General features: G+C 40.4%; 28 protein-coding genes. 3 read left to right on the top strand and 25 right to left on the bottom strand.

What is annotated here, in order from left to right:
• Window position 1: 1 nt before the first annotated feature.
• The 20 genes from queA to ylxM all read right to left on the bottom strand — a co-directional run bounded on the left by queA (window position 2) and on the right by ylxM (window position 15,502).
• Window positions 2-1,027: a tRNA preQ1(34) S-adenosylmethionine ribosyltransferase-isomerase QueA gene (gene queA / locus O3617_RS08535; RefSeq protein ID WP_371449557.1), complete on the bottom strand. Its 1,026-nt coding sequence runs from the start codon at window positions 1,025-1,027 to the stop codon at window positions 2-4.
• A gap of 8 nt (window positions 1,028-1,035) precedes the next feature.
• Window positions 1,036-2,658, bottom strand: a complete 1,623-nt coding sequence (locus O3617_RS08530) for a SpoIID/LytB domain-containing protein (protein ID WP_371449556.1) — start codon at window positions 2,656-2,658, stop codon at window positions 1,036-1,038.
• Window position 2,659: 1 nt separating this feature from the next.
• A complete protein-coding gene (ruvB, locus tag O3617_RS08525; RefSeq protein ID WP_105084344.1) occupies window positions 2,660-3,664 on the bottom strand; it encodes a Holliday junction branch migration DNA helicase RuvB in 1,005 nt (334 codons plus the stop codon).
• A gap of 2 nt (window positions 3,665-3,666) precedes the next feature.
• Window positions 3,667-4,275, bottom strand: coding sequence for a Holliday junction branch migration protein RuvA (ruvA, locus tag O3617_RS08520; protein ID WP_371449555.1), 609 nt, complete (start codon window positions 4,273-4,275; stop codon window positions 3,667-3,669).
• Window positions 4,272-4,769, bottom strand: a complete 498-nt coding sequence (gene ruvC / locus O3617_RS08515) for a crossover junction endodeoxyribonuclease RuvC (RefSeq protein ID WP_371449554.1) — start codon at window positions 4,767-4,769, stop codon at window positions 4,272-4,274. Before ruvC ends, ruvA begins: the two co-directional genes overlap by 4 nt.
• A gap of 185 nt (window positions 4,770-4,954) precedes the next feature.
• On the bottom strand, window positions 4,955-5,692 hold the full coding sequence (locus tag O3617_RS08510; RefSeq protein ID WP_009661479.1) for a YebC/PmpR family DNA-binding transcriptional regulator: 738 nt from the start codon (window positions 5,690-5,692) through the stop codon (window positions 4,955-4,957).
• A gap of 9 nt (window positions 5,693-5,701) precedes the next feature.
• The gene (locus tag O3617_RS08505; protein WP_371449553.1) at window positions 5,702-6,274 is read right to left on the bottom strand and encodes an RNA methyltransferase; all 573 of its coding nucleotides are present in this window, start codon (window positions 6,272-6,274) and stop codon (window positions 5,702-5,704) included.
• 56 nt (window positions 6,275-6,330) lie between these two features.
• The gene (locus tag O3617_RS08500; protein WP_371449552.1) at window positions 6,331-6,891 is read right to left on the bottom strand and encodes a hypothetical protein; all 561 of its coding nucleotides are present in this window, start codon (window positions 6,889-6,891) and stop codon (window positions 6,331-6,333) included.
• Window positions 6,892-6,902: 11 nt separating this feature from the next.
• On the bottom strand, window positions 6,903-7,334 hold the full coding sequence (locus O3617_RS08495) for a DUF350 domain-containing protein (protein WP_005377920.1): 432 nt from the start codon (window positions 7,332-7,334) through the stop codon (window positions 6,903-6,905).
• Between the two features lie 10 nt (window positions 7,335-7,344).
• Entirely contained in the window at window positions 7,345-8,415 is a 1,071-nt protein-coding gene (locus tag O3617_RS08490; RefSeq protein WP_371449551.1) for a hypothetical protein, read from the bottom strand.
• 8 nt (window positions 8,416-8,423) lie between these two features.
• Window positions 8,424-9,731, bottom strand: coding sequence for a glutathionylspermidine synthase family protein (locus tag O3617_RS08485; RefSeq protein WP_371449550.1), 1,308 nt, complete (start codon window positions 9,729-9,731; stop codon window positions 8,424-8,426).
• A gap of 14 nt (window positions 9,732-9,745) precedes the next feature.
• On the bottom strand, window positions 9,746-10,318 hold the full coding sequence (locus O3617_RS08480) for a hypothetical protein (protein WP_371449549.1): 573 nt from the start codon (window positions 10,316-10,318) through the stop codon (window positions 9,746-9,748).
• Between the two features lie 44 nt (window positions 10,319-10,362).
• The gene (locus O3617_RS08475) at window positions 10,363-11,409 is read right to left on the bottom strand and encodes a DUF4178 domain-containing protein (protein WP_371449548.1); all 1,047 of its coding nucleotides are present in this window, start codon (window positions 11,407-11,409) and stop codon (window positions 10,363-10,365) included.
• A gap of 2 nt (window positions 11,410-11,411) precedes the next feature.
• On the bottom strand, window positions 11,412-12,221 hold the full coding sequence (gene trmD / locus O3617_RS08470; RefSeq protein ID WP_371449547.1) for a tRNA (guanosine(37)-N1)-methyltransferase TrmD: 810 nt from the start codon (window positions 12,219-12,221) through the stop codon (window positions 11,412-11,414).
• Between the two features lie 113 nt (window positions 12,222-12,334).
• Window positions 12,335-12,832, bottom strand: coding sequence for a ribosome maturation factor RimM (gene rimM, locus O3617_RS08465; protein WP_371449546.1), 498 nt, complete (start codon window positions 12,830-12,832; stop codon window positions 12,335-12,337).
• Complete coding sequence (locus tag O3617_RS08460; protein ID WP_105084334.1) at window positions 12,832-13,239, bottom strand: YlqD family protein; 408 nt, start codon at window positions 13,237-13,239, stop codon at window positions 12,832-12,834. The genes rimM and O3617_RS08460 overlap by 1 nt, the downstream gene beginning before the upstream one ends.
• 14 nt (window positions 13,240-13,253) lie before the next feature.
• Window positions 13,254-13,481 (bottom strand): KH domain-containing protein, encoded by a 228-nt coding sequence (locus O3617_RS08455; RefSeq protein WP_371449563.1) that lies wholly within the window; start codon window positions 13,479-13,481, stop codon window positions 13,254-13,256.
• 21 nt (window positions 13,482-13,502) lie between these two features.
• Window positions 13,503-13,766 (bottom strand): 30S ribosomal protein S16, encoded by a 264-nt coding sequence (gene rpsP, locus O3617_RS08450; RefSeq protein ID WP_005377914.1) that lies wholly within the window; start codon window positions 13,764-13,766, stop codon window positions 13,503-13,505.
• Window positions 13,767-13,824: 58 nt separating this feature from the next.
• A complete protein-coding gene (gene ffh / locus O3617_RS08445; RefSeq protein WP_009661458.1) occupies window positions 13,825-15,177 on the bottom strand; it encodes a signal recognition particle protein in 1,353 nt (450 codons plus the stop codon).
• A gap of 1 nt (window position 15,178) precedes the next feature.
• Window positions 15,179-15,502, bottom strand: coding sequence for a YlxM family DNA-binding protein (gene ylxM / locus O3617_RS08440; RefSeq protein ID WP_005382996.1), 324 nt, complete (start codon window positions 15,500-15,502; stop codon window positions 15,179-15,181).
• A gap of 189 nt (window positions 15,503-15,691) precedes the next feature.
• Here ylxM and O3617_RS08435 point away from each other — a divergent pair, with 189 nt between their 5' ends.
• Window positions 15,692-17,017, top strand: a complete 1,326-nt coding sequence (locus O3617_RS08435; RefSeq protein ID WP_371449545.1) for an FAD-containing oxidoreductase — start codon at window positions 15,692-15,694, stop codon at window positions 17,015-17,017.
• A gap of 80 nt (window positions 17,018-17,097) precedes the next feature.
• Here the strand turns inward: O3617_RS08435 and O3617_RS08430 are convergent, their stop codons facing one another.
• Both O3617_RS08430 and O3617_RS08425 read right to left on the bottom strand, forming a co-directional pair.
• A complete protein-coding gene (locus tag O3617_RS08430) occupies window positions 17,098-17,625 on the bottom strand; it encodes an ECF transporter S component (protein ID WP_371449544.1) in 528 nt (175 codons plus the stop codon).
• 162 nt (window positions 17,626-17,787) lie between these two features.
• Entirely contained in the window at window positions 17,788-19,962 is a 2,175-nt protein-coding gene (locus O3617_RS08425) for a heavy metal translocating P-type ATPase (protein WP_371449543.1), read from the bottom strand.
• Window positions 19,963-20,299: 337 nt separating this feature from the next.
• Between O3617_RS08425 and O3617_RS08420 the strand changes: the two genes are divergently transcribed.
• On the top strand, window positions 20,300-20,950 hold the full coding sequence (locus O3617_RS08420) for a YigZ family protein (protein ID WP_371449542.1): 651 nt from the start codon (window positions 20,300-20,302) through the stop codon (window positions 20,948-20,950).
• 28 nt (window positions 20,951-20,978) lie between these two features.
• Here the strand turns inward: O3617_RS08420 and O3617_RS08415 are convergent, their stop codons facing one another.
• On the bottom strand, window positions 20,979-21,167 hold the full coding sequence (locus tag O3617_RS08415; RefSeq protein ID WP_316601357.1) for a hypothetical protein: 189 nt from the start codon (window positions 21,165-21,167) through the stop codon (window positions 20,979-20,981).
• Between the two features lie 190 nt (window positions 21,168-21,357).
• Here O3617_RS08415 and O3617_RS08410 point away from each other — a divergent pair, with 190 nt between their 5' ends.
• Window positions 21,358-22,248 carry a LysR family transcriptional regulator gene (locus O3617_RS08410; RefSeq protein WP_316601358.1) on the top strand — a complete coding sequence of 297 codons (891 nt, stop codon included), beginning with the start codon at window positions 21,358-21,360 and terminating at the stop codon, window positions 22,246-22,248.
• 94 nt (window positions 22,249-22,342) lie between these two features.
• Here O3617_RS08410 and O3617_RS08405 read toward each other — a convergent pair whose 3' ends face one another.
• Window positions 22,343-23,290, bottom strand: a complete 948-nt coding sequence (locus O3617_RS08405) for a dihydroorotate dehydrogenase (RefSeq protein ID WP_316601359.1) — start codon at window positions 23,288-23,290, stop codon at window positions 22,343-22,345.
• A complete protein-coding gene (locus O3617_RS08400; protein WP_371449541.1) occupies window positions 23,290-24,057 on the bottom strand; it encodes a dihydroorotate dehydrogenase electron transfer subunit in 768 nt (255 codons plus the stop codon). The genes O3617_RS08405 and O3617_RS08400 overlap by 1 nt, the downstream gene beginning before the upstream one ends.
• Between the last annotated feature and the right edge of the window lies 1 nt (window position 24,058).

Genomic DNA, 24,058 nt, shown 5'->3' with positions numbered 1-24,058 from the left:
CCTAACGTATAAACATAGCATCGCCAAAACTAAAGAATCGATATCGTTCTTTTACAGCTGCTTTATAAGCCGCTAAACAATGTTCACGACCAGCTAGTGCACTAATAAGCATCAATAATGTAGATTGTGGCAAATGGAAATTCGTTACTAGTGCATCTACCATTTTAAATTTATAGCCTGGATAGATAAAGATATTAGTCCATCCACTCGTAGCATGTAATACTCCATCATCGGTAGAGGCGGATTCTAAGGTGCGAATCGACGTAGTACCTACCGCAATAATACGCTTACCCTTCGATTTTGCTTCATTAATACGACGAGCAGTATCTTCGGATACGCAGTAGAATTCACTATGCATATCGTGATCTTCTATAGTTTCTACAGATACCGGTCTAAATGTACCTAATCCAACATGAAGCGTAACAAACTCAAGTTCTACACCCTTTGCTTTAATTTTTTCTAATAGTTCCGGTGTAAAATGGAGCCCCGCTGTTGGTGCAGCAGCAGATCCCTTTTCCTTTGCATACACCGTTTGATAACGGTCCTTATCCTCCAATTTTTCATGAATATAAGGAGGCAATGGCATTTCACCGATATCTTGAATTATATCGTCAAATACTCCATCGCACGTAAATTCCACAATACGACCGCCAAAGTCGGTTTTATCCAAAACAATCGCTTTCAAACGGTCATCAAACACAATAACCTGTCCAATCGGACATTTCTTGCCAGGCTTAACTAAACATTCCCAGCGATTTTCTCCACACGGTGTTAGTAGTAAAACCTCAACCTTTCCGCCAGAACCTTCGCGATGACCATACAATCTAGCAGGAATAACCTTCGTATTATTAAATACGAGCACATCGCCTTTATGTAATTCATCAAGTAAATCGTAAAAATGCACTTTATGTGTATATTCACCAGTTATTTTATCCAATGTAAGCAAACGCGATGTGTCGCGTGGCTCTACAGGATGTTGAGCAATAAGCTCCTCTGGTAAATCATAATCAAAATCTGTAACTTTCATTCTTATCCTTAATACATTTTTTTCAATGTAATACCACTATAGTAATGTCTTAAAATTGTTTGATAATAATTGGTATCCCCCGCACCAGCTCGTTTCGCCATTTCAGCGGCGCCCCATTGTGACATACCAAGACCATGGCCCCACCCATGACCTTTAATGTACACTGTATCATTCTTGCCTGTGAAAGTATGATATGACTTACCGGTTGAACTTGCTGGATTTTGATTGACATAAAAATCAAATAATGTTGACTTTAAACCTAACATGCCCCTCAAATCATCACCGCTTACCGTAACCTTACCCGCGGTACCTACAAAGGTCGCCGATTTAATACGCCCAGATACGCCTCTATCGGCTGTAGCCTTACCAGGATTTCCCAATGGTGTCAATTGAATACTCTTCAACTTACCCACGCCCTTACTAGCAGCATTTAACTTGCCCTCTAAAGCGCTACGACTCGTAGATACTGTCCAGTTTGACGCACTAGAATTGCTATTTGAAAAATCTTTAACACCTTTCAAGTACGGAATATCATTGCCCCACACATTGACGCTATCCTCTGTGTAGCCACCGCCATCAGAATGGAACAATGCATTAATAGGGCGATTATTATATAACATAACAATACCCTTTGTATGATTTACAGCTGCCGTAGTACTTTGCGTTTCACCACTTACACCGCCATATACCTGATGGTCTGTAGAGGTACTCACATCATAGAGTTGATTCTTATTTTGCTCCATCGTATGAAGTGCATATGTACGGGCTGCCACTGCTTGTGCTTCCAAGGCAGCTGCAGGCCAAGATGGAATAGCCTCTTGTGGAACAACGCCATATAAGTACGACTCCAACGGTACTGCATTGATAACCATCATGGCCCCATTATTGGCACGTAATGTAAGGGCCCCTCTATATGATTTTCCTTCAAAAGTAAAAATATCACCACTAGATGGTTTCAATGTAACAACAGAATCAAGAGCTTTGCCATTAACAGCAATCTTATTGCCCCGTACACCTACGGATACAACCTTATGGCTACCAACCTTACCATTATTGCTAGTAAGAACGTCTACACCATTTGCACTCGATACAGACGCATCTTGGCGACGACTGCCCAATAAAACACGTACGTCCGGTGTATTTTCTACACGAACGCGCGTTGTTGCTTGTTCTACTTGATTCTTCGTCACCACTGCAGCCGTTGCACGCGACGTTGTAACAGAAGCCGTAACCTTTGGTTTTACAGTAGTAGTCGCAACCTTTGGTTTTGTACTTGCTACTGTCGTAGCATTTGGTTTTACGCTTGATGGTGCAGTAACCTTAGGTTTAACTGTCGTGGAGGCAGTAACCTTAGTTTTAACCGTCGTAGAGGCAGTAACCTTTGGTTTTATAGCCGTAGATGCAGTAACCTTTGGCGCCGGTTTTGTAACAAGCGGTTTAAACGTGGATTTACCAATAGTTCCACGCACAGCTTTCACAGGAGCTTTTCCCGACACAGCTGTTGAGGATTTTGCAACAATAGGTTTTGTCCCCGATTTACCTGCTACCTGCGCGGCCTCAACAGTTCCAAAGCTATGAATGCCTAACAATAATGTTGTCATAATCATTAATGGTAATTGTTTCTTTTTCATTTTATTTCCCTGTTTGCGAAATACCGAGATGATCATAAGCCAATTTGGTAGCCACACGTCCCCGCGGTGTTCTACCTAAAAATCCCAATTGCATCAAATATGGTTCATACACATCTTCGATGGTATCTCTCTCTTCACTGACAGCAGCCGCTATTGTTTCTATCCCCACAGGGCCGCCATCATAATTCTCAATAATACACTTCAACACGCGTCTATCAATGCGATCAAGTCCCATCTTATCCACATGTAGACGTTTTAGCGCCTCATCTGCAATATCCGCAGTAATAACGCCATCCCCCACAACTTGTGCAAAATCGCGAACCCGTTTCAACAAACGATTCGCAATACGCGGTGTGCCTCTCGAGCGACGAGCTATTTCACTAGCACCAGCCTGCTCAATACCGATATTCAAAATATCCGCTGCACGAGTTACGATAAATTCTAACTCTTCTTGTTTGTAATATTCCAAGCGACTTACAATGCCAAAGCGATCACGCAATGGAGCAGCCAATGCACCTGCCCGCGTCGTCGCACCAACCAAGGTAAATTTCGGCAAATCAATACGGACAGAACGAGCACTTGGTCCCTTACCAATGATAATATCTAAGGCATAATCCTCCATGGCAGAGTACAATACCTCTTCTACACTGCGTGACAGGCGATGAATCTCGTCAATAAACAATACATCATGTTCATCAAGATTCGTCAAAATAGCAGCTAAATCGCCGGCCTTTTCTATAGCAGGACCTGATGTTATACGAAAATTAACACCCAGTTCATTAGCAATAATGCCAGCTAATGTGGTCTTACCTAGCCCTGGAGGACCATATAACAGAACATGATCTAAGGCTTCACCACGCTGTTTAGTAGCTTGAATATAAATATTCAGGTTATCCTTAGCCTCACGTTGGCCAATATACTCATTAAAATACTTAGGTCGCAGACTATATTGCCACATGTCCTCTTCCCGATCACCGCCGCCTACGAGGCGTACTTCTTCGTTCATGGCTAACGTCCTTTCCCAAGTTCAACTAAACAAGCTTTTATCAAGGCAGATACATCTTTTGAACCATCGTTTAAGGATTCAACAAGGGTTTCTACATCCCTTTGAGCATATCCTAATGACACAAGCGCTTCAATAGCCTCACCACTTGGCCCGCTATGAGAAACACCGATAGGCTGAATTGCCGCAGGGGTTTCAACACTAATCTGTGTCATTTTAGCCAACTTATCTTTTAATTCTAAAACAAGACGCTCTGCCGATTTTTTCCCTATCCCCGGTAATTTGGTTAACTGTTGTACCTGTCCATTAATGACAGCCAATTTGAAAGCCTCTGGTGTCATGCCAGACAATATGCCTAAACCAACCTTTGGACCAATACCAGAAACAGAAATGAGCAAAATAAAAAGCTCATACTCGTCTTCTGTCCAAAATCCGTACAACTGCATCACGTCTTCTCGGACATTGAGATAGGTAAACAATGTAGACTCTTGACCTTCTATTAATTGTTGTCGTGTCGTGGTTGGCACATATACACGGTACCCTACACCATGTACATCTACATAACAAGACTCCTTGAATAGATGTGTTACAATGCCTCGTACATACCCTATCATTTAACTAACCTCATCAATCTATCTTGGTGAGAACTATGCGCCGTACAGATAGCTACAGCCAATGCATCGGCCGTATCATCGGGCTTAATCTTCTCACGAATCCCCAAAATATTCATGGTCATATAAATGACCTGATTTTTATCAGCTTTACCATAACCGGTAACAGCCTGTTTAATTTGTAACGGCGTGTATTCATATATAGGTATCCGCTGTTGCTCAGCAGCCAACAAAATGACTCCGCGAGCTTGACCTACCTTAATCGCCGTTGTTACATTCCGATTAAAAAAGAGTTCCTCTACGCCAAACTTGTCCGGTTTGTATTCCTCTAAAATATCGCTTAGGTCATTAAATAAAATTTCTAAACGCTGCGCATCTGTTAATTCCTTAGGGGTTGTAATAGCCCCATAGGCTACAGGCGTTAATTTACTTCCCTGTACGTCAATAATGCCATAGCCGCAAATTGCCGTACCAGGATCGATTCCTAAAATCCGCACTCCATCCCCCTCAGTTTAAAAATGAGATAAGCCAACGCTTACCTCGTAACACTCATAATCTATTTTATTATAGCATATTAGAACATCGAAATTCATGAAATCACGATATTTTTCTACCTTTTTACATAATTAGACACGATAAGCACAAAAAATGAGGAGTGCCACTAGAGCACTCCCTGTTTCTATTATTCTTCTTCGTCGTCTGGCAAAATACCATTGTGATATACATTTTGTACGTCATCAAGGTCATCCAAAACATCGAGCATTTTTTGCATTTTTACAGCGTCGTCACCAGATAATTCGATAGTTGTATCTGGAATCATTGTAATCTTCGCCACTTCAGTTTCGATGCCCGCATCAGCCAATGCTTGTTCTACTGCATCAAAATCTTCTGGTGTTGTATAAATTTCAAATACATCATCTTCCGCTTTAAGATCTTCTGCACCCGCATCAAGAGCCAACAATGTCAATTCATCTTCATCGTGACCTTCTTTATCGATAACGAATACACCTTTAGATTTAAACATCCAGCCTACACAACCGCTTTCACCAAGATTGCCACCTTGTTTAGAGAATGCATGGCGCACATCGGCAGCCGCACGGTTACGATTATCCGTCATAACCTCTACGGTAACGGCCACACCGGCAGGGCCATAACCTTCGTATACGATTTCTTCGTATGCGTTCATATCCGTAGCACCAACGCCCTTGTCGATAGCACGTTGAATATTATCCTTAGGAATATTGTTTTCCCGAGCTTTTTGCAACGCTAATTTCAAGCGCATATTACCTGTCGGATCTGCACCACCCATGCGTGCTGCTACGGTAATTTCACGACCGATTTTCGTAGCTAACTTAGCCTTCAATGCATCGGTTTTACCTTTTTTATGTTTAATATTTGCCCATTTTGAATGTCCTGACATAGACGCCTCCTATTTATTCCACCATGCTTCGCCCCGCAATCGATCTAAGATGATTGAAACGGCACTGCGCACAGATAAATGATTGTATTCACCATGGCCATATATAGGTTCTAAAATATAGTCAAAGCTTTCCATCGTTTCTTTTATCATACCATAACCGGTACCAAATAATACTAACACAGGGCGGCCCTCATTTTCAAGATGTTCACGCATCCGTGCATAGGAAATTGTATTATTATAGGTCCTAGCATCCGTAGTCGCTACGATAGGTTTTACCCCTTCTAATTCCTCAATAGTACGCACCGCAACTGCGATAGAATTAACGAGTTCGACGCCTGTGAAAGCATCTTTTCTATCCGGATTATAGGTGCTACCAAATCCAGATTTCCAATGCTCCATAATAGTAGCTGCTAATTCTCGTTGAGCAGGTATATTATGAATCACAAAATATTTAGATACATCATAGGTAATAGATGCACGTGCAATATCGTGAATATCATAATTTGTAATGGCCGTCGTTATTACCTCTTTATGCTTATTCATAATGGGATAATGAACGAGTCCAATATATAAATTTGCCAATGCTATATCTCCTAAATCTTAAACAACTTTCATCAACCATGGTGCCACCGTATCCATTACGAAGCACTAGACCGCGCACCAGCACTGCCAAAGCCAGACTTTTGCCCTATTGATGATGCTTTCTTACTTCTATTATTTTCATAGCTTCGAAAGCTTCTTCCACCGCCATAGCTATGTACGGTTGATCCCGATGACATATATTCAGTAGGTTGCTCATACGGTTTTAATGGTGATGCCACGCGATAGGTCATAGTTCGTCCATCCATACGTGCCGTAGGAGGATTAAACCCATGAAACATATAATATCCGGCTGCGATAGTTGGTAGCAAACCTGCCAAACCAGCATCCCATACTAAATTTCCAGCATTATCTCGGTGAAAAGTAACAGACCGATTGTCGTCATATAAGGCAGTTTCTTTACCATCCCCATGATTTAAAAGTGAATACCGATTTCCTTGACTGTCCTTTAATCGAACCTCCCCCTCATTTGCCTCTGGATAAACTTTATCGCATACGGCATAGGAGATGTCATTCCAGTAGGAATACACACCAACAAGGCCAGCAACAGCGGCAAAGGCACCTGTTAGATATACGGTTTTCTTACTTGGCTTATACATACAACGCTCCCTTAGTGCACAGCACCACTGATAACTAGAGCAAGGCCTACGAAGATGCCAAATACGAGAATACCTGCCGCCGTATTACCACGCATGATTTCTTCGGACAATTTATATTTACGATGCCAAATATTGATAAACATATAACCCGTTACAAATAGTATAATACCAAGAACAGCGTATACAACACTGGCTACGATACCATGTAACAGAGAGGTATCAGCTGTAGTTACAGCTGGTGACATGATAACAGCACGCAAAATTTCACCTATACCGATAAATGATCCCGCTGAAAGCCATGCAACAGCACAATTACCACGCTTAATTTCTTCACTAAATTTACCAGGCACGAAGAAGTCGATAACCGTATTCGCTGTCAACATCAGTATAATACCAAAGCAAGCATAAAAAATTGTCAATAATACATCTGGTATATAAATCATAATAAACCTCCTAATAATATAATTTTGTATTAGATGTGTTGTTAGAATTGGTAGTAGGATACAAGCGTTCTCGTCCAGCATTATCCTGAAGGCGAACCATAGTCGCATAGTTATCAAGTATATGAGAACTGATTACTGTACGATCAATAACTTTCCAATCCTCTTGTGTCAATTTTGATTGTTCACATACCTTAACCTTAGTTTGTCCATCCGTATTAGTAATGATATACACCGAGTCTCCTGAATAAAAGACAATCACTTCATGCCCTTCTTCCAAGTTGTCTCGTTCATTTTTAATATCACCATTCACAGAGTCAATCAAGTCTAATGCGGTGCTAACTGGATCCAGTGTAGACGTGTATACATAATCGCTATCCGAATCTGTTTTTGTATAATATGCAGATGTATCATGCATATGTTCTTTTGCCGTATAAGGCACTCCAAACATAGCGCGTATACTATGCCAAGACAAATCATTGTCCGACCAAAACAGAAATAGTAAAAATAGTACACCATACCCCACGCCAACAGCAATAGATCCAAACCTCTTTTTCATAGATTTGTTACGCATCTTTTGCTTAATAGCTTGAGCGGCTGCATCATTACAAAGACGAATGTTCACCAAGGGCACTCGTGAGCCTTCAGCAAACATTTTTTTACCTTCAAACCACTCTTCTTCAAAGAATACACTAGCCCCACCTTCACAAGGCAGCTGATATTCTCGATATCCTGCGCGGTCCCCTACGGAGGCACCACTTTCACCATCCACATCGACGACCTTTTCTAAGCCGATTTGATGTAATGCAAATTCCTTTCTTGGCTGTGTATGATAGGACGTTCGAGATACGGTACACCACTCATTATCATTATATTCAATGGTTAACCATATTTTATCAATTCCCTCAACAGCCTCAAGCCCATATTCATGCCAGTAATCACCCGGTGATTTTGTCATAGATGGCTGTCCCCTATAGGATTGTTCCTTATCTGCTTTTGGAATAATCTCCATATATTTAATTTTCTCAGTGATAACATAGCGGCTGCCATGAACCTCTAAGACATCATAACAATTAAACTCCATACGCACCCTCACTCTATTAATAATGGTACAAAGTATGCTTCTGTACCAGCTATCTCATCTGGAGAAAAACGGCATCCCACCGCGGAAGCTTGATCACCAAGCATAAAACAGGATAAGGTTAAAAATCCATTTTTCACTCCACAATCAACAGTATGCGTAAAACGTTTCTGCTGTATAAAATCTTGATACATAACTTTTTTACTATCTCGACAAACAATATCGTCGTAATTATCAACTAGCTTTTCCATGTAAAGCTCAGATGTATGGCCATGCTTTTGAACAACTTGTACATGCTTTCCTTCACGGCCCCAAATCTCCTTTTGAATATAAAGGCCATCATCAAGAGCGGAAAAATCATTTTCAAAATAGGATGGTGCCAAATACTTCTCAATGATATCTCGATCTGGTTTCGTAAAAAATTGATTTGTTAAATACAATGCATATACCAAGGACATAAAGGATTTATTTTGTAGAATAATGGACTCTGGCGGGTTAAAAAGAGCAAATTTATTATCCTCATACAGATCCAAAAACATCTCTCCCAAGGGTTCATCATCAGGTGTTCGTTCATCAATCAAAAGTTCCATAGGATGTAATCGATACAATAGAGTCGCATGACTACCATCTTCTAAAGGAATGCCCTCATCATTAATCTTCATATCATAAAAGGATATGAATCGCGTATCTGCCTCAGGACAGGCTGTTTTTAATTCCTTCATAAGGAATTGTGTTGTACCGTAGTCTTCAAAATAATCATGAAAACAAGAGAATACAAAGGGATCCTTAGGTAGGCTCTCTCTATTTGCCCGCATAGACTCATATTGATTTCTACCATACTTAGCAGATAAAACAGCATCATACATGCACTTTAAAAATGTATGTAATTCTTTTCGGCATTCTGCATTAGGATGTTTTCGTCCTACATACTTAGCTGCAACTTCATTGGCATAATAGCTTTCAATAAGAAAACATGGCGTATCTGCATTAAGTTCTACCATGCGCAAATTACCATTTACATCAAGAACAAAATCAAAGCGAGATAACCACGTCGGTAACCCTAATGCATTCGACTTATGTAAGTAAGGAATTAAATTGTCTGGCATATCCATATTTCGTGCAAAGTCATCTGGTGCCATTTGAAATACTTTTGCAGCTTTACAAAATATTTGAAATAATCTACGTGATGCATGACGAATTTCATCATAAAAGTCAGCGGGAAAGGCCTGCATAGACAATGAAGGATACCGATCATCATAACCTTCATATTCCACGAAATTAAATATACTTCTATCAAGCTCATCAATATAGGATTTCATTGTTCATCCTTTCATTAAGAGGCGCCGCTTGAAGTTCGGACCCCTACACTACCAAAGCCATACTTTTCACCAATTCTATGTGCACGATTACTCGTTTTAGTATTGTAACGATTTTTAGTCATTTCATTAATAGTTCTAGCCACTCTTGCACTATTAGATTTACTAGCGCCTGTATTTGCATCAAAAGGTGTAAGAGGTGATGTAACACGATAGGTCATACTAGGTGCATCCATATATGCCGTTGGAGCTGAAAAACCATGAAATGCATAGTATCCTACCGCCAAAGTCGGAATCAAACTAGCTAAGCCTGCATCCCATATAATATCACCCTTCTCATCACGATGAAAGGTAACAGACTTCTCAGCATCATCATAAAGTGCCGTTTCTTTTCCATCACCATGATTAATCAAGGTATAGCTTTTACCTTCATCATCAACGAGCCGTACTTCCCCATTATTCGCTTCTGGTTTGACAACATCACACAAAGCATAACTAATATCATCCCAATACGAACAAACACCTACAAGAGCTGCTATGGATGTAAACGCTATGGCTATGTAAACAGTATTCTTACTTGGTTCATACATACAATATTCCTTCGTTTGATTTCGTAACTGAAATCAATACTATCTCAATCTTTTATTATATTTGATAATGTCTTACGTCCCTGCTTATTCTTTAATTCCACCATATACGCATATCGTAACAGCACTTCACTGTCGTTTCTAATAGTCGCTATGCGTGTATCCTCTGAATCTGACAAGTTTTTTAATGGCCCCACTTCAACATACGTAGTGCCATTAACCACACTGATAACAGATACATCTTTAGTCGTATAAATTACAATCCACCGCTCAGAGGACTTCGTATCTTGTTTAATAGTAAGAACCTTTCCATACACGGCATCGATAAGGTCTATAGCCGTTGCATTAGGATCTTGCTTTGACGTATACACCATTAAACCATCTTTTGTACCTTGTGGTTCATAATAATAGGAATCTTTAATGCGCTCTTCCATGGTATAGGGGAATCCTACTTCATCACGCAATTCATGCCAGGACATATCACCTACGAACAAATAACCCAAAAAGAATAAAATGATTCCCCAACTCAGACCCAATCGTGTCCATTCTTTTCTGCGAGCTGCATTACGAATCTTTTTACTCGCTGCTTGCGCAGCTTGATCTCGACGTCGATGTACATCAGACAAAAGAATCCGTTCACCTTGAGCCTGATCTGTTAAACCACCATGCCAGTCTTCTCTAAAGAATACATAGGTTTTATCCTTTTTAATCGATCTATATTCTTTATAATCTGCTTTGTCGCCACTTCTAGCCTTTGATTGGCCCTCCACAGCTATGACACGTTCTATGCCTTTATCATGAAGTCTATACCCATCAGGCTGCGTTGATCGTAAAACCGGTTCAGAAAAAGTACAATACTCTTTTTCTCCATTTACAATGGTGAGCCATTTTTTATCATTGCCACTAACTGGTAAAAGACCATACTCAGTCCAAGATTGAGCCCCTTTGGAAACACCTAGTTCTTTCTTATAATTTTCATCATTAAGATCATAGCGTATTGTGCTATCAACGATAAAATCCTGATAAGAAATGACTTCACCGACTACATATCGTTTTCCCTGAATCTCTACAACATCATAACAATTAAACTTCATATCTATGACTCTTCTGCAATAATCTCTTTTAAAAGCTTAACTTCCTCTTTTGTTAATGGTCGTTCTAATAAATCAGGGCGCAACAAGCGGGTTCGTCTTAGAGCTTCCTTTTGACGCCACGCAGCAATATTTTTATGATGACCACTACGTAAAACATCCGGTACGGTCCACCCTCTAAATTCTGGTGGCTTTGTATATTGAGGACATTCTAAAAGAGGTTCATAAAAGGAGTCCTCTTGTGCACCACTAGCGGCACCTAATACACCCGGAATCATGCGAGCCACCGCATCAGCTACAATCATAGCAGGTAATTCACCACCGGTTAATACATAATCACCAATGGAAATGGTTTCATCTACTAGGTGCTCCTCTACACGATAGTCAACACCTTCATAATGGCCACATACGAGAATCAGTTGATCATAGGTCGCTAGTTCTCTAGCCTTTTCCTGCGTGAAAGGTTGGCCTGTAGGTCCCATAAATACAATGCGACGACGTATACTTTCACCAGGATTACCTATGAGGCTCATCTCATCACACATCTCATCCGTTTCATAGGCGCCATTAACAGTACCATCATATTGAGCGACCACAGATTCTACAGCCTCAAAAATAGGAGGCGCCATCATGAGCATGCCTGCCCCACCGCCATACGGTGTATCATCTACTTGTCCATGTTTATTATGACTAAAATCGCGAGGATTTGTCACAGCCATATCTAGCCGCCCCGCCTCTATGGCTCGTTTTATGATGGAATGACTAAAGAAGGCATCAAAAAACTCTGGAAACAAGGATATAATATCTATTTTCACAACAGGCCTCCCTCAAATACACTTATTATTATCATATATCTATATATAGCTATCTTATAATTAATTCTATCATAAGACACCTATAAATAGATATAAAAAACCGCCTAAATGGATTATACCCACTCAGGCGGATCTACGATCATCATGCGTTTGTCCATATCGATGTCAATGATAACATCATCAATGGCCGCAAACAATTGATCTGGTTCCCCTTCTTTGGAAACCACATATACATCATTAGCTCCCGGTTGTAATACATCGGTTAATGTACCAAGCAAATTGCCCTTTGTATCATGAACCTCAAGGCCAATCATATCAAAGATATAGTAACGACCTTCTGGTAATTCCACCAAATCTTCACGACGTACTTGAATCTCTTTTTTAGCGAATAATTCAGCCGCGTTGCGATCAGGAATTTCCTTAAACGAAGCTAATACGAATTGTTTATGAAATCGTGCGGATGCAACGTGGTATTCTTTACCATCGATGTAACAGGCATCCATATGCATAAACCGTTCTGGAAAATCGGTTCTAGGCATAATACGAAGATCACCCCGCACGCCGTGCGGGGCGATGATAACACCTATAGTGATGAAATCGTTAGGCTTCATTATTGACGAAACGCAACGATTTTACCGTCTTCTAATAGGATTTCAGCGCCCATCATGGCATCCAAATTATCCCCGATTTTAACGGTAACTGTTTGCTCTAATGTACCTTGAGGAATTTCAGTCCCCAATGTCAATTCTTGAGCGTCTTTCAATTTAGCTGTTACTTCTTCTTTGAAAGCCAAGCGTTTATTTTTCTCTTCGTCAATTTGTTGACGAATTGCAGTAAGACTTGACGCATCAACTTTAGCTGCATCAGCTAAAATACGTTGAGCTTGAAACTCAATTGCTTCCAAATCTTTATTCACCATATCAAGGCGAGTTTCAAGATCGGATACAATTTTCGCTTTCAAATCTTCTGTTACTTTTGCTTTTACTGCTACAGGGACACGTAATGTCATTTCTTCCATTGGAACACTCCCTTTTAGACAATATCAACAGATATCTTTTTGTTCTCTTTAATAGCCGCCGCTTTCACCACAGAACGAATCGCTTTTGCAATTCGACCTTGCTTTCCGATGACTTTACCCATATCCTCTGGGGCTACATGAAGCTCATAAACCTCAATATTGCCCTTTTGGACCAAGGTAACAGAAACGGCATCAGGCTGCTTCACTAATGATTTCGCAATTAATGAAATTAATTCTATCATCACAGTATGCCTCTCTATTAATTACTTTTTAGCGTCTGCAAATTTTTGCATAACGCCTTGTTTTTTGAACAAGGAGCGAACAGTGTCAGTAGGCTGAGCACCTTTAGCTAACCAAGCCAAAGCTTTTTCTTCGTCTACATTAACGATAGCTGGTTGTTTAGTAGCATCATATTGACCAATTGTGTCAACAGGACGACCTTCACGTGGAGCACGAGAGTCAGCAACTACGATACGGTAGAAAGGAGCTTTTTTAGCACCTAAACGAGTCAAACGAATTTTTAACATGTGGGATTCACCTCCTTATAATGATGTGCTGGACAGGTTCAGCGCCCCTGTCCATGTATTACATAAACGGCAATTTTGGCATTCCTGGGAATCCACCCTTACCGCCACGCAATCCTTGTAAACGCTTCATCATCTTCCGCGCTTCTTCGAATTGTTTTAATAAGCGATTAACGTCTTGTACTTGTGTACCAGAACCTAAAGCAATACGCTTACGACGAGAACCATTTAAAATGTTTGGATCTTGTCGTTCTGCAGCCGTCATGGATTTGATGATAGCCTCAATGCGACGTACCTCTTTACTATTCAAATCAAGGTCTTTTAATTGATCCTTAATTTGACCCATGCCAGGCAACATACCGATAATATTTTGTAATGGTCCTAACTTTCTCACCTGATTCATTTGTTTCAAGAAATCATCTAAGGTGAAATTGTTTTTTGCCATCTTTTGCGCCATTTCACGAGCTTCTTCTTCATCGATAGCGCCTTGTACGCTTTCAATAAGAGTTTTGAAGTCCCCTAAATCGAGGATACGAGAAGCCATGCGATCTGGATAGAATACGTCAAAACCATCCATTTTTTCGCTCACGCCTGTAAACTTGATTGGCAAACCGGTTACAGCCTTGATAGACAACGCAGCACCACCGCGCGCATCGCCATCGAGTTTAGTAAGGATAACGCCATCAACGCCTAATTTTTCATTAAACGTTTGTGCTGTCGTTACTGCATCTTGACCAATCATGGAGTCTACAACGAGTAGAATTTCATGAGGTCGAACAGCAGCTTTGATGTTAGACAACTCGTCCATAAGGACTTCGTCTATGGCCAAACGACCCGCTGTATCAATGATCACAACATCTTTCAACATATGTGTGCTTTGCTCTACCGCACGGCGCGCAATGTCTACTGGATTAGCACCTGGTGTTTCATCAGCAAATACAGGGATATCGATTTGCTTACCTACCACTTGTAACTGCTTAATCGCTGCTGGACGATATACATCGGCTGCAACAAGCATTGGATGTTTACCTTGTTTGCGAAGGTATACAGCCAATTTACCAGCCGTAGTCGTTTTACCAGCACCTTGTAACCCTACAAGCATAATAATTGTTGGAGGCTTACTAGAAATCATGATACGGCTTTGCGTACCACCTAGGAGAGCTGTCAACTCATCATTAACGATTTTAATAACCGTTTGGGCTGGGTTCAAGGATCCGAACACCTCTTCACCAAGGGCCTTTTCTTTAATGGATTTAACGAAATCCTTCGCTACCATAAAGTTAACATCCGCTTCTAGAAGAGCAGTTCGCACCTGACGCAACGCAAGATTGACATCTTCTTCTGTAATTTTGCCCTTACCTTTTAAGGATTTAAAGGCGTCTTGCAGTTTTTCTGACAAACTATCGAATGCCATATTATCCCTCCATTTGCGTCAATAATTGTTGTACCCGCGATTGTGAAAGCACATCCGCCGGCAACGTATCTTTTAATTCATTTATCACTTGTTCACGTGCCTCGTACTGAGCCACCAAGTGTAATTTAGATTCATAGTCATTTAAAATATGACGTGCACGCTGTAAATTGTCATGAACAGCTTGCCTTGATACGCCTAATTCCTCAGCAATTTCACCAAGGGACATATCATCTTCGTGATGTAGTTGTAAGGACATGCGTTGCTTGTCCGTCAACAATGGTCCATAGAAATCTAGGAGTAAACTGATAAGTACTCGTTCTTCCATTTCGCCACCTCCATCACTGTCAAGTCATATTACTTTACATATAGTACAATAAAACTAATACTATGTCAAGGAAAAATACTTAACACTCAAACAATCGAGAATTATTTTTATATTCTACTGTTATCTGTATTATAATATGCTATAATACATACATCTAATATTTTCAATATAAAAGATAGGAGGTATCGTATGAATACCAAACATTATGATCTTATCGTCCTAGGTTTCGGCAAAGCGGGCAAGACATTAGCCGCTAAATTTGGCTCAATGGGCAAAACCGTGGCAATGATTGAAGAAAACCCACTCATGTACGGTGGCACATGTATTAATATTGCATGTATTCCAACAAAGACTATGATTGTAGCCGCATCTAAAGGCTTATCATACGATCAAGTATTAAACCAACGCGAGGTAGTTACCTCTCGTTTACGCAATAAAAACTTTGGTATGTTAGATACAAATGAACATGTCGATGTATATACTGGACACGGCGAATTCGTTAGCAACAAAGAAATCGCTATTACAGCTGGAGAAGATAACATTGTTTTATCTGGTGACACTATTATCATTAACACAGGTGCTGTAGCCATCAAACCTAATATTGATGGTATCGATACTACAACAGGTTTCTATAATAGTACCGAAATTCAACAGCTTTCACCTCAACCTAGTACACTAGGTGTCATTGGGGCTGGTCCTATTGGCCTTGAATTTGCTAATCTATACGCTAAGCTAGGTACAAAGGTTACTGTATTCAATATTGACACTAACATTTTAAAACGCGAAGAACCTATCGTTCAAAAATTAGCAAATGAATACTTAGCGGAGCAAGGTATTACTATTCTAAATAATGTAACATTAAATTCTGTGTCTAATGACGGCAACAAGCCTGTTATCACTGCCAATAATCAAAACTATACATTTGATGCTGTTTTATATGCTACAGGTCGCAGACCGAATACTACTAATATCGGTTTAGAAAACACGGATATCACGACTAATGAACGTGGCTCTATCATAGTAAATGATACTTGTGAAAGCTCCGTCCCAGGTGTGTATGCAGTAGGCGATGTTAACGGTGGTCCTCAATTCACGTATATTTCTCTCGATGACTTCCGCATCGTGTTTGGTGCACTTACAGGTAATGGTAACTATACATTAAAAGATCGAAAAAATATCCCTTATACAACATTCTTAACACCTCCACTCGCACGTGTAGGTCTTACAGAACAAGAGGCAAGCAACAAAGGTTATACTGTTAAAACAAAAGAATTGCTAGTTGCGACGATGCCAAGAGCTCATGTAAATGACAATCTTAAAGGGGCTTTCAAAATCGTTGTAGATGCAAAAAACAATTTAATTCTCGGTGCCACACTCTACGCGCAAAGTGCCGAAGAATTGATCAACTTAATCAAAATGGCTATGGATAATAACATTCCATATACATATTTTAAGAATCAAATCTTTACACATCCTACAATGGCAGAAAATTTAAACGACCTTTGTAATTTCTAGCACAATACTATTTGATATAAATTGTAAACACAAAAAGAGCGCTCATTAGCTACTACAATCATGCTAATGAGCGCTTATTTTTAATTTTTCGTGAACAGTCTACGTACTACTGATTGCAATTTAGGTGTCAATACAATCGCCACTACGATACCAGCTGCACTTGTAATCAAGGAGTATTGGATTTTACTAGCTGCTACAGCTGCACTTTCAAGAACGAACCACCATGCTAAGAAATACCCAAAGGCTGTCCAAATAGTACCAATAATGAGTGCCACTAGAATACGTACAAAGGAAGCTGTTGGTTTTGTAATGGACGGCGGCAAATAGCCGGCAGTCATATACCCTACAATGAGACCTGCAATCCCTTTAATAAAGAAAGAGAATACAATGTACTGCGTATGACCACCAAAGAGATCAAATAAAGCGGAACCAATGGCTGCACCTAAACCACCATAGAGACCACCGAAAAGAATAGAGGTTGTAAAGAGTGCTGCAGATCCTAGATGAACCATGGCCCCTCCTGGGATTTCGATACGAATCGTTGTTGCCACTGCACATAAGGCAGCAATGAAACCTATATATACAATATCACGAGTTTTTAATTTCATAATCAAGCTCCTTTCTTCCAATTATCAATAACTATACTCAGTATAACAAATCGTACACAATTTAAAAATACTAGCTTTATAGGAATTAAATGTAACATCCAAATAAAACAAAGCACCTATGCAACTGCATAGGTGCTTTATCAATATTATAAAATTTTTTGTTTAAATCTTAGCTCGTTTTAAGCGAAGTGAATTACTTACTACTGTAACCGAACTAAATGCCATCGCAGTACCTGCAATCATAGGATTCAAGGCACCTACCGCAGCTAAAGGAATACCGATACAGTTAAAGATCAATGCCCAGAATAGATTTTGTTTAATATTGGTCATCGTCTTACGGCTGAGGCGTACGGCTTGTACCAATGTATGCAAATCATTGCGCACAAGAACGATATCTGCTGCTTCTACGGCGATATCTGTACCACTGCCGATAGCAAAGCCGATATCTGCCGTTACGAGGGCAGGAGCATCATTGATGCCGTCGCCAACCATACCAACTACAAGGCCTTTATCTTGCAATTCTTTTACCTTACTTGCTTTATCTTGAGGTAATACCTCTGCAATAACATGGGAAATACCCGCTTGTTTAGCAATATATTGAGCAGTACGTCGATTATCACCAGTGAGCATCCACACATCAATACCTTGAGCGCGTAATTCTTTAACAACATCAATTGTTTCTGGACGCAATTCATCTTCTACAGCCCATAATGCACTAATAACACCATCTACAGCAAGAACGGATACAGATGCACCTTGTTCTTCAAAATGTTGAATGTCATCTTGCACCTTAGACAAATCATAACCGAGTTCACTCATCCAACGGCTATGACCAAGTTGTACGGATACACCTTGGTAAGCACCTTGCAAACCTTTACCCGGTACATCACCAAAGCTTTCAAGTTCAACAGCCTTACCCTTGTAGCCATGATCTTCACCATAATAAACCATAGCCTTAGCAATCGGATGCGATGTACCACTTTCGAGGGCCATCATGATGGACATGTTCGCACTTTCATCACCGCTATAATTTTTGAAAGCTGTTACATCGAGTACACCTTGTGTAAGGGTGCCTGTTTTATCCATAACGATAGCATCGAGTTTACCGGCTTTTTCAAGATATTCCGCACTCTTGATGAGAACACCATGTTCTGCACCAAGGCCAGAACCTACCATGATGGATGTCGGTGTTGCGAGGCCAAGCGCACAAGGACAAGCGATAACTAGAACAGCAGTCGCATTAATAAGGGCTACATTGATAGAATCGCCTACAATAAAGTACCACACGAGACCAGTTAGTACAGCAAGGCCAATAACAGTTGGTACAAAGTATTGAGCCACGATATCTGCAATACGTTGAATGCTTGCTTTAGATGTTTGCGCTTCTTCAACAACCTTGATGATTTGAGATAGCATCGTGTCGCTACCAATGCGTTTTGCTTCCATTGTGAAAGCACCACTCAAATTGATAGTCGCCCCAATAACCTCAGAACCTACTTGTTTTTCTACAGGTAAGCTTTCACCTGTAAGCATAGCTTCATCAACGGTAGAGTAACCTTCTGTAATAGTACCGTCTACAGGAATCTTTTCACCGGCACGCACTTGTAAAACATCGCCAGCTACCACCTTAGAGGTAGGAATATCTACAAATTCACCATCTCGCAACACATGAGCCGTTGCAGGTTGCAAAGCAATTAATTTTTGAAGCGCTTCAGATGTACGTCCCTTGGCTACCTCTTCTAACAATTTACCTAGAAGGATAAATGTAATAAGCCATGCAGAGGTTTCAAAGTAAATACCATGAGGACCAAGTTCTGGATGGAACTGCCAATTATAAATACTGAACAGATATGCCACACTCGTACCCATAACAACGAGGACATCCATCGTAAGAGCTCCATTCTTTACGGCACTCCATGCACTCTTATAGAACATGAGGCCTGGACCAAATTGAGCAATGGTGGCTAATACAAATTCAACCCAAACCGGCAACGCTTGAATACCAAAGCGATGCAAGGTCATATTGATCATCATCGGTACAGCCATACAAGCCGCAATAATGAGGCGTGTAATATGTGGTTTTAAATTAACCTTTTCTATTTCTTGTTTCGTTTCATCCGCTTCAGTTGCACCAAAACCGATATTCGTTATGGCATCGATAATTTGTTGTGGTTCAACGGTAGCGCCATCCTTAAACTCTACACTCCCCTTACGGGTTAGTAGGTTAACCTTTACAGAAGCTACGCCATCAACCTTAGATACGACGTTTTCAACGCGTTTTACACAAGCTGCACAGTGCATACCTGTAATGTCAAACTCTTGTTTTTTAGCACTCATATATAACTTCCTTCGAAACAATTCAAATCATAGATTCATAAAATATGATAAACACAGTATATTTGTAACATGTATCACATGAACCAATACTCATATATCTACTATTTATAATAACATAGATTCTCAATTCGTCAATATCCTACTAAAACTAGAGGGTTATTCCTTTTCTGTAAGGGAATTAATAATTGTGATTGTAGCGCTATATATTGTATAAATAAATATATATTATTAAACATTATCGCTCATAATCTATACATTACCTTTATAAATAGCTTATAATAAAGTGATGATGATGAATAAATACTATAGTGGTAGAAATAAGAACGGAGGTGAGGAAATGCCAGATACAACTAGCCCTACCGTGGAATTCATATCCATTGCCAAAGAATTCCGCCATGAATATGTAGTGGAGAAATCTAGATTCATCACTACCGTATATCCATGTAGTACCGAAGAGGATGCGCAATCTTTTATCGCCCGTATCAATAAAGAGTTTTGGGATGCTCGACATAATTGTACGGCCTTCGCATTAGGACCAAAGCAAGAACAACAACGCTCGTCTGATAATGGTGAACCATCGGGCACAGCGGGTAAGCCTATGTTAGAAGTTTTGAAAAAGACAGGTATTACAAATGTAGCCGTCGTGGTAACGCGATACTTTGGCGGTATAAAACTAGGGGCTGGTGGATTAATCCGAGCATACTCCCACTCCGTCGCTGAAACATTGCGTCTTGCGCCAAAGGAATTGCATACCACAAGAACACAATTACAAGCGATCATTGACTATACACTATATGGCACAATAGAACGCTATCTACAGGATGCACAACTACATTATGAGGCTACCTTTGGAGAGAAGGTAGATCTTACTATCTTAGTGCCACCTACCGATATAGAACGCATACAAAAAGAGCTCCAAGACATGAGTCATGGAGCTGCTACTTGTAATGTATTAGATGCTATCGAAGTGGTACTGCCACTAGATTAAGTATCCTATCAATTCGTATGGTACCTAATTATTTGTCATTATGAACTAAACCAATAAGACCTTGATTCATTTCATGACGTTTTTCAGTTGTCAATGGATATGGCCATACGCGTTCTAATTGTTTTTTACGACTAACTTTAGCATCATGTGCTGTCATTAATCTACGTGCTTCCCAATTACGAATTGCTTTACTTAATGTTCTTTTTACTACGCCCATTGTAGTACCCACTTTCTTAGTTACTGTAACTATATCAAAAATATTGATGAGATTATTAAAACAACTTTTTATGTGCTTTAATTCTCTTGATGTGTATAGTATATATGACATTTCTTAAAAGGTAAAATAACTATTCCTTCATTAGTTATAAATTTTAATTATCATAATTTGTGTATTAAAGGGGGATTTTATGGACACATCGTATTATCACAATTTTATAACCCTTGTTCAAACAGGAAACATGACACAAGCTGCAGAAATTCTCCATATTACACAACCAGCTTTGAGTAAGCAGTTAAAATATTTAGAGGCAGAATTTGGCGCTCAGCTCATCAATATAAAACGAGGCCAACGGGGTTCCAATTTACAACTTACCGATGCAGGTAAGATCTTTTATGAAAAAGCTCAGCAATTATGTTCCATTGAGGAATCTACGTATAATGCGGTACAACAACTAAATTCACGTATCGAAGGTACACTACGTATCGCTACCTCCGCATCCCGTTCCACCCCCATCGTACAACAATATTTGCCGGCATTCTCCATGAAATACCCATCTGTACACTTCGAGATTTACGAAGGCCTCATGACCAATGTAGTAAAACAGCTCATCAGTGGTAGTGCAGAAATTGGAATTGCTAATATCCAAATGGTAGATACTGACAAATTTGATATTCTCTTAACTCAAGAGGAACACCTATATGCATTATTTAGACGTGATGTGTTCTGGACTGATCGCGAACACGATACCATCACCTGGGATGATATTAAACTATGTCCTCTTTCCTTATCTGGCGGTTCTGTGAGAATGATTATGCAATCCTCCTTAACAGATATGGAGCATCTAAATGTGAGTGCGATTACAACAACTAAGACGTCTGCTATCGAATGGGCATCATCCGGCCGTACGGTGGCATTGGTTCCAATGGATACCAAGGAAATGGTTAACCATCGTAAAATGTCACGCATTAAATTGCCTGAATTTTCCGGTGACTATAAGAAAGCATTCATCACCTTAAAAGGCCATGCTCTTTCACCAGTGGCACAACAATTTATAGACTTCTATAAGGCCTATGTATAATACATTTACCAATATTGATACGAAACAATCGCATATACACGAAAAAGCAGGAACTGGCATTGCCAATTCCTGCTTTTCTGTTGTTATTACACAGTTATTGATGTACAGCACCAACAATATCTGTAATACTATTTAAATTATATTGTTCAACATAATCGCTCATTTCACGAGCAATGCGAGAAATCGATGTAGGATCTACCATCGTAGCCGTACCAACTTGTACGGCTTGCGCACCGGCCATCATAAATTCGATGGCATCTGTACCACTCATGATACCACCAAGGCCTATGATAGGAATGTTAACGCCTTTATAGACTTGGTGAACCATACGGAGTGCCACAGGTTTCACAGCTGGACCAGATAGTCCTCCATAAATGTTGCCTAACAATGGTTTACGACGATGAATATCGATAGCCATGCCTAACAATGTATTTATGAGGCTGACCCCATTACCACCGCCGGCTTCTACAGCCTTTGCAATTTCTACGATGTCTGTTACATTTGGTGAAAGTTTTACAATAACTGGCTTATCTGTTACCTTACGAACAGCCTTAGTTACCTGTTCTACCACCTTTGGGTCAACGCCAAATGCCATCCCTTCACAGGCTACATTTGGACAAGAAACATTGACCTCAAGGCCTGCGATACCGTCTACGGATAAGGTTTCAGCCATCCATGCAAACTCCTCTACCGTGCCAGCAGACATATTCGCTAGTAATGGAACGTCATATTTTTTTAGGCCTGGCAAAATATCTGTGACAAAATGTTCTGCCCCAGGATTTTCAAGACCAATACAGTTTAAAACACCAGATGGAGTTTCTGCAATACGCGGACCCGGATTACCATGACGCCCCTTTGGGGTTAATCCTTTCACAGAGATGGCCCCCACCTCATTGCTAAGATCTAGATACCCAGCGTATTCAGGACCATTTCCAAAGGTACCAGATGCAGCGATAATAGGATTTTTCATCTTAATACCGCAATAATCGATGGCAAGTTTTGGATTCGGTGTAACGGTGTTATTTAAATCGCGTTCACTCATTAAAAGAACACCTCCTCAGCTGGGAATACAGGACCATCTTTACATACTTTATAGCGCTTACCGCCTTGACCATCACAAGCACAACCCAAGCAACCACCTGTACCACAGCCCATGCGTTCCTCTAGGGACACTTGGCAAGGTACATTGAGTTCTTTAGACACTTGTGCCACACCTTTCATCATCGGCATTGGACCACAGGTCATAACGGAAGTGAATGTATTAGAATTGATTAATTCAGGCATAATAGCTGTTGGGAAGCCCTTTGTCCCTACACTGCCATCATCTGTGGTGATATGAACCTGTACAGGTGTATCCTTAAACAAATCTGCCCAGAAGGTTTCACTTTCATTTCTAAAGCCCAAGATAACTTGCGCAGATTCACCCTTTTGTAAATGAGAGGCGATACATAGCATCGGTGCAATACCAACGCCACCGCCAACGAGAAGCATATTCTCAGATGTTACAAAAGGTTCGCCCAATGGGCCTAAACAATCTAATGTATCACCAGGCACGAGGCGAGTCATAATATCCGTCCCCTTACCTACGACGCGGTACAAAAGGGTAATAATACCCTTTCGGGCATCAAATCCAGCATAGCTAATAGGGCGACGCAATAATGGCGCCGTAGAGTCCGCTACGCGAACATTACAAAACTGCCCTACCTTTGCTTCTGCTGCTTGTTTTGGTGCGTGAATATCCATAATCCACACATCAGAGCCTATTTGCTCATTGCGAACGACTTCGCCCTGTTCTACATAGCCACTCATG

Origin of the sequence: Veillonella sp. 27098_8_77 (assembly GCF_041431535.1) — a bacterium.
GTDB lineage: Bacteria > Bacillota > Negativicutes > Veillonellales > Veillonellaceae > Veillonella.
This window is presented reverse-complemented; position numbering and strand designations above follow the sequence as displayed.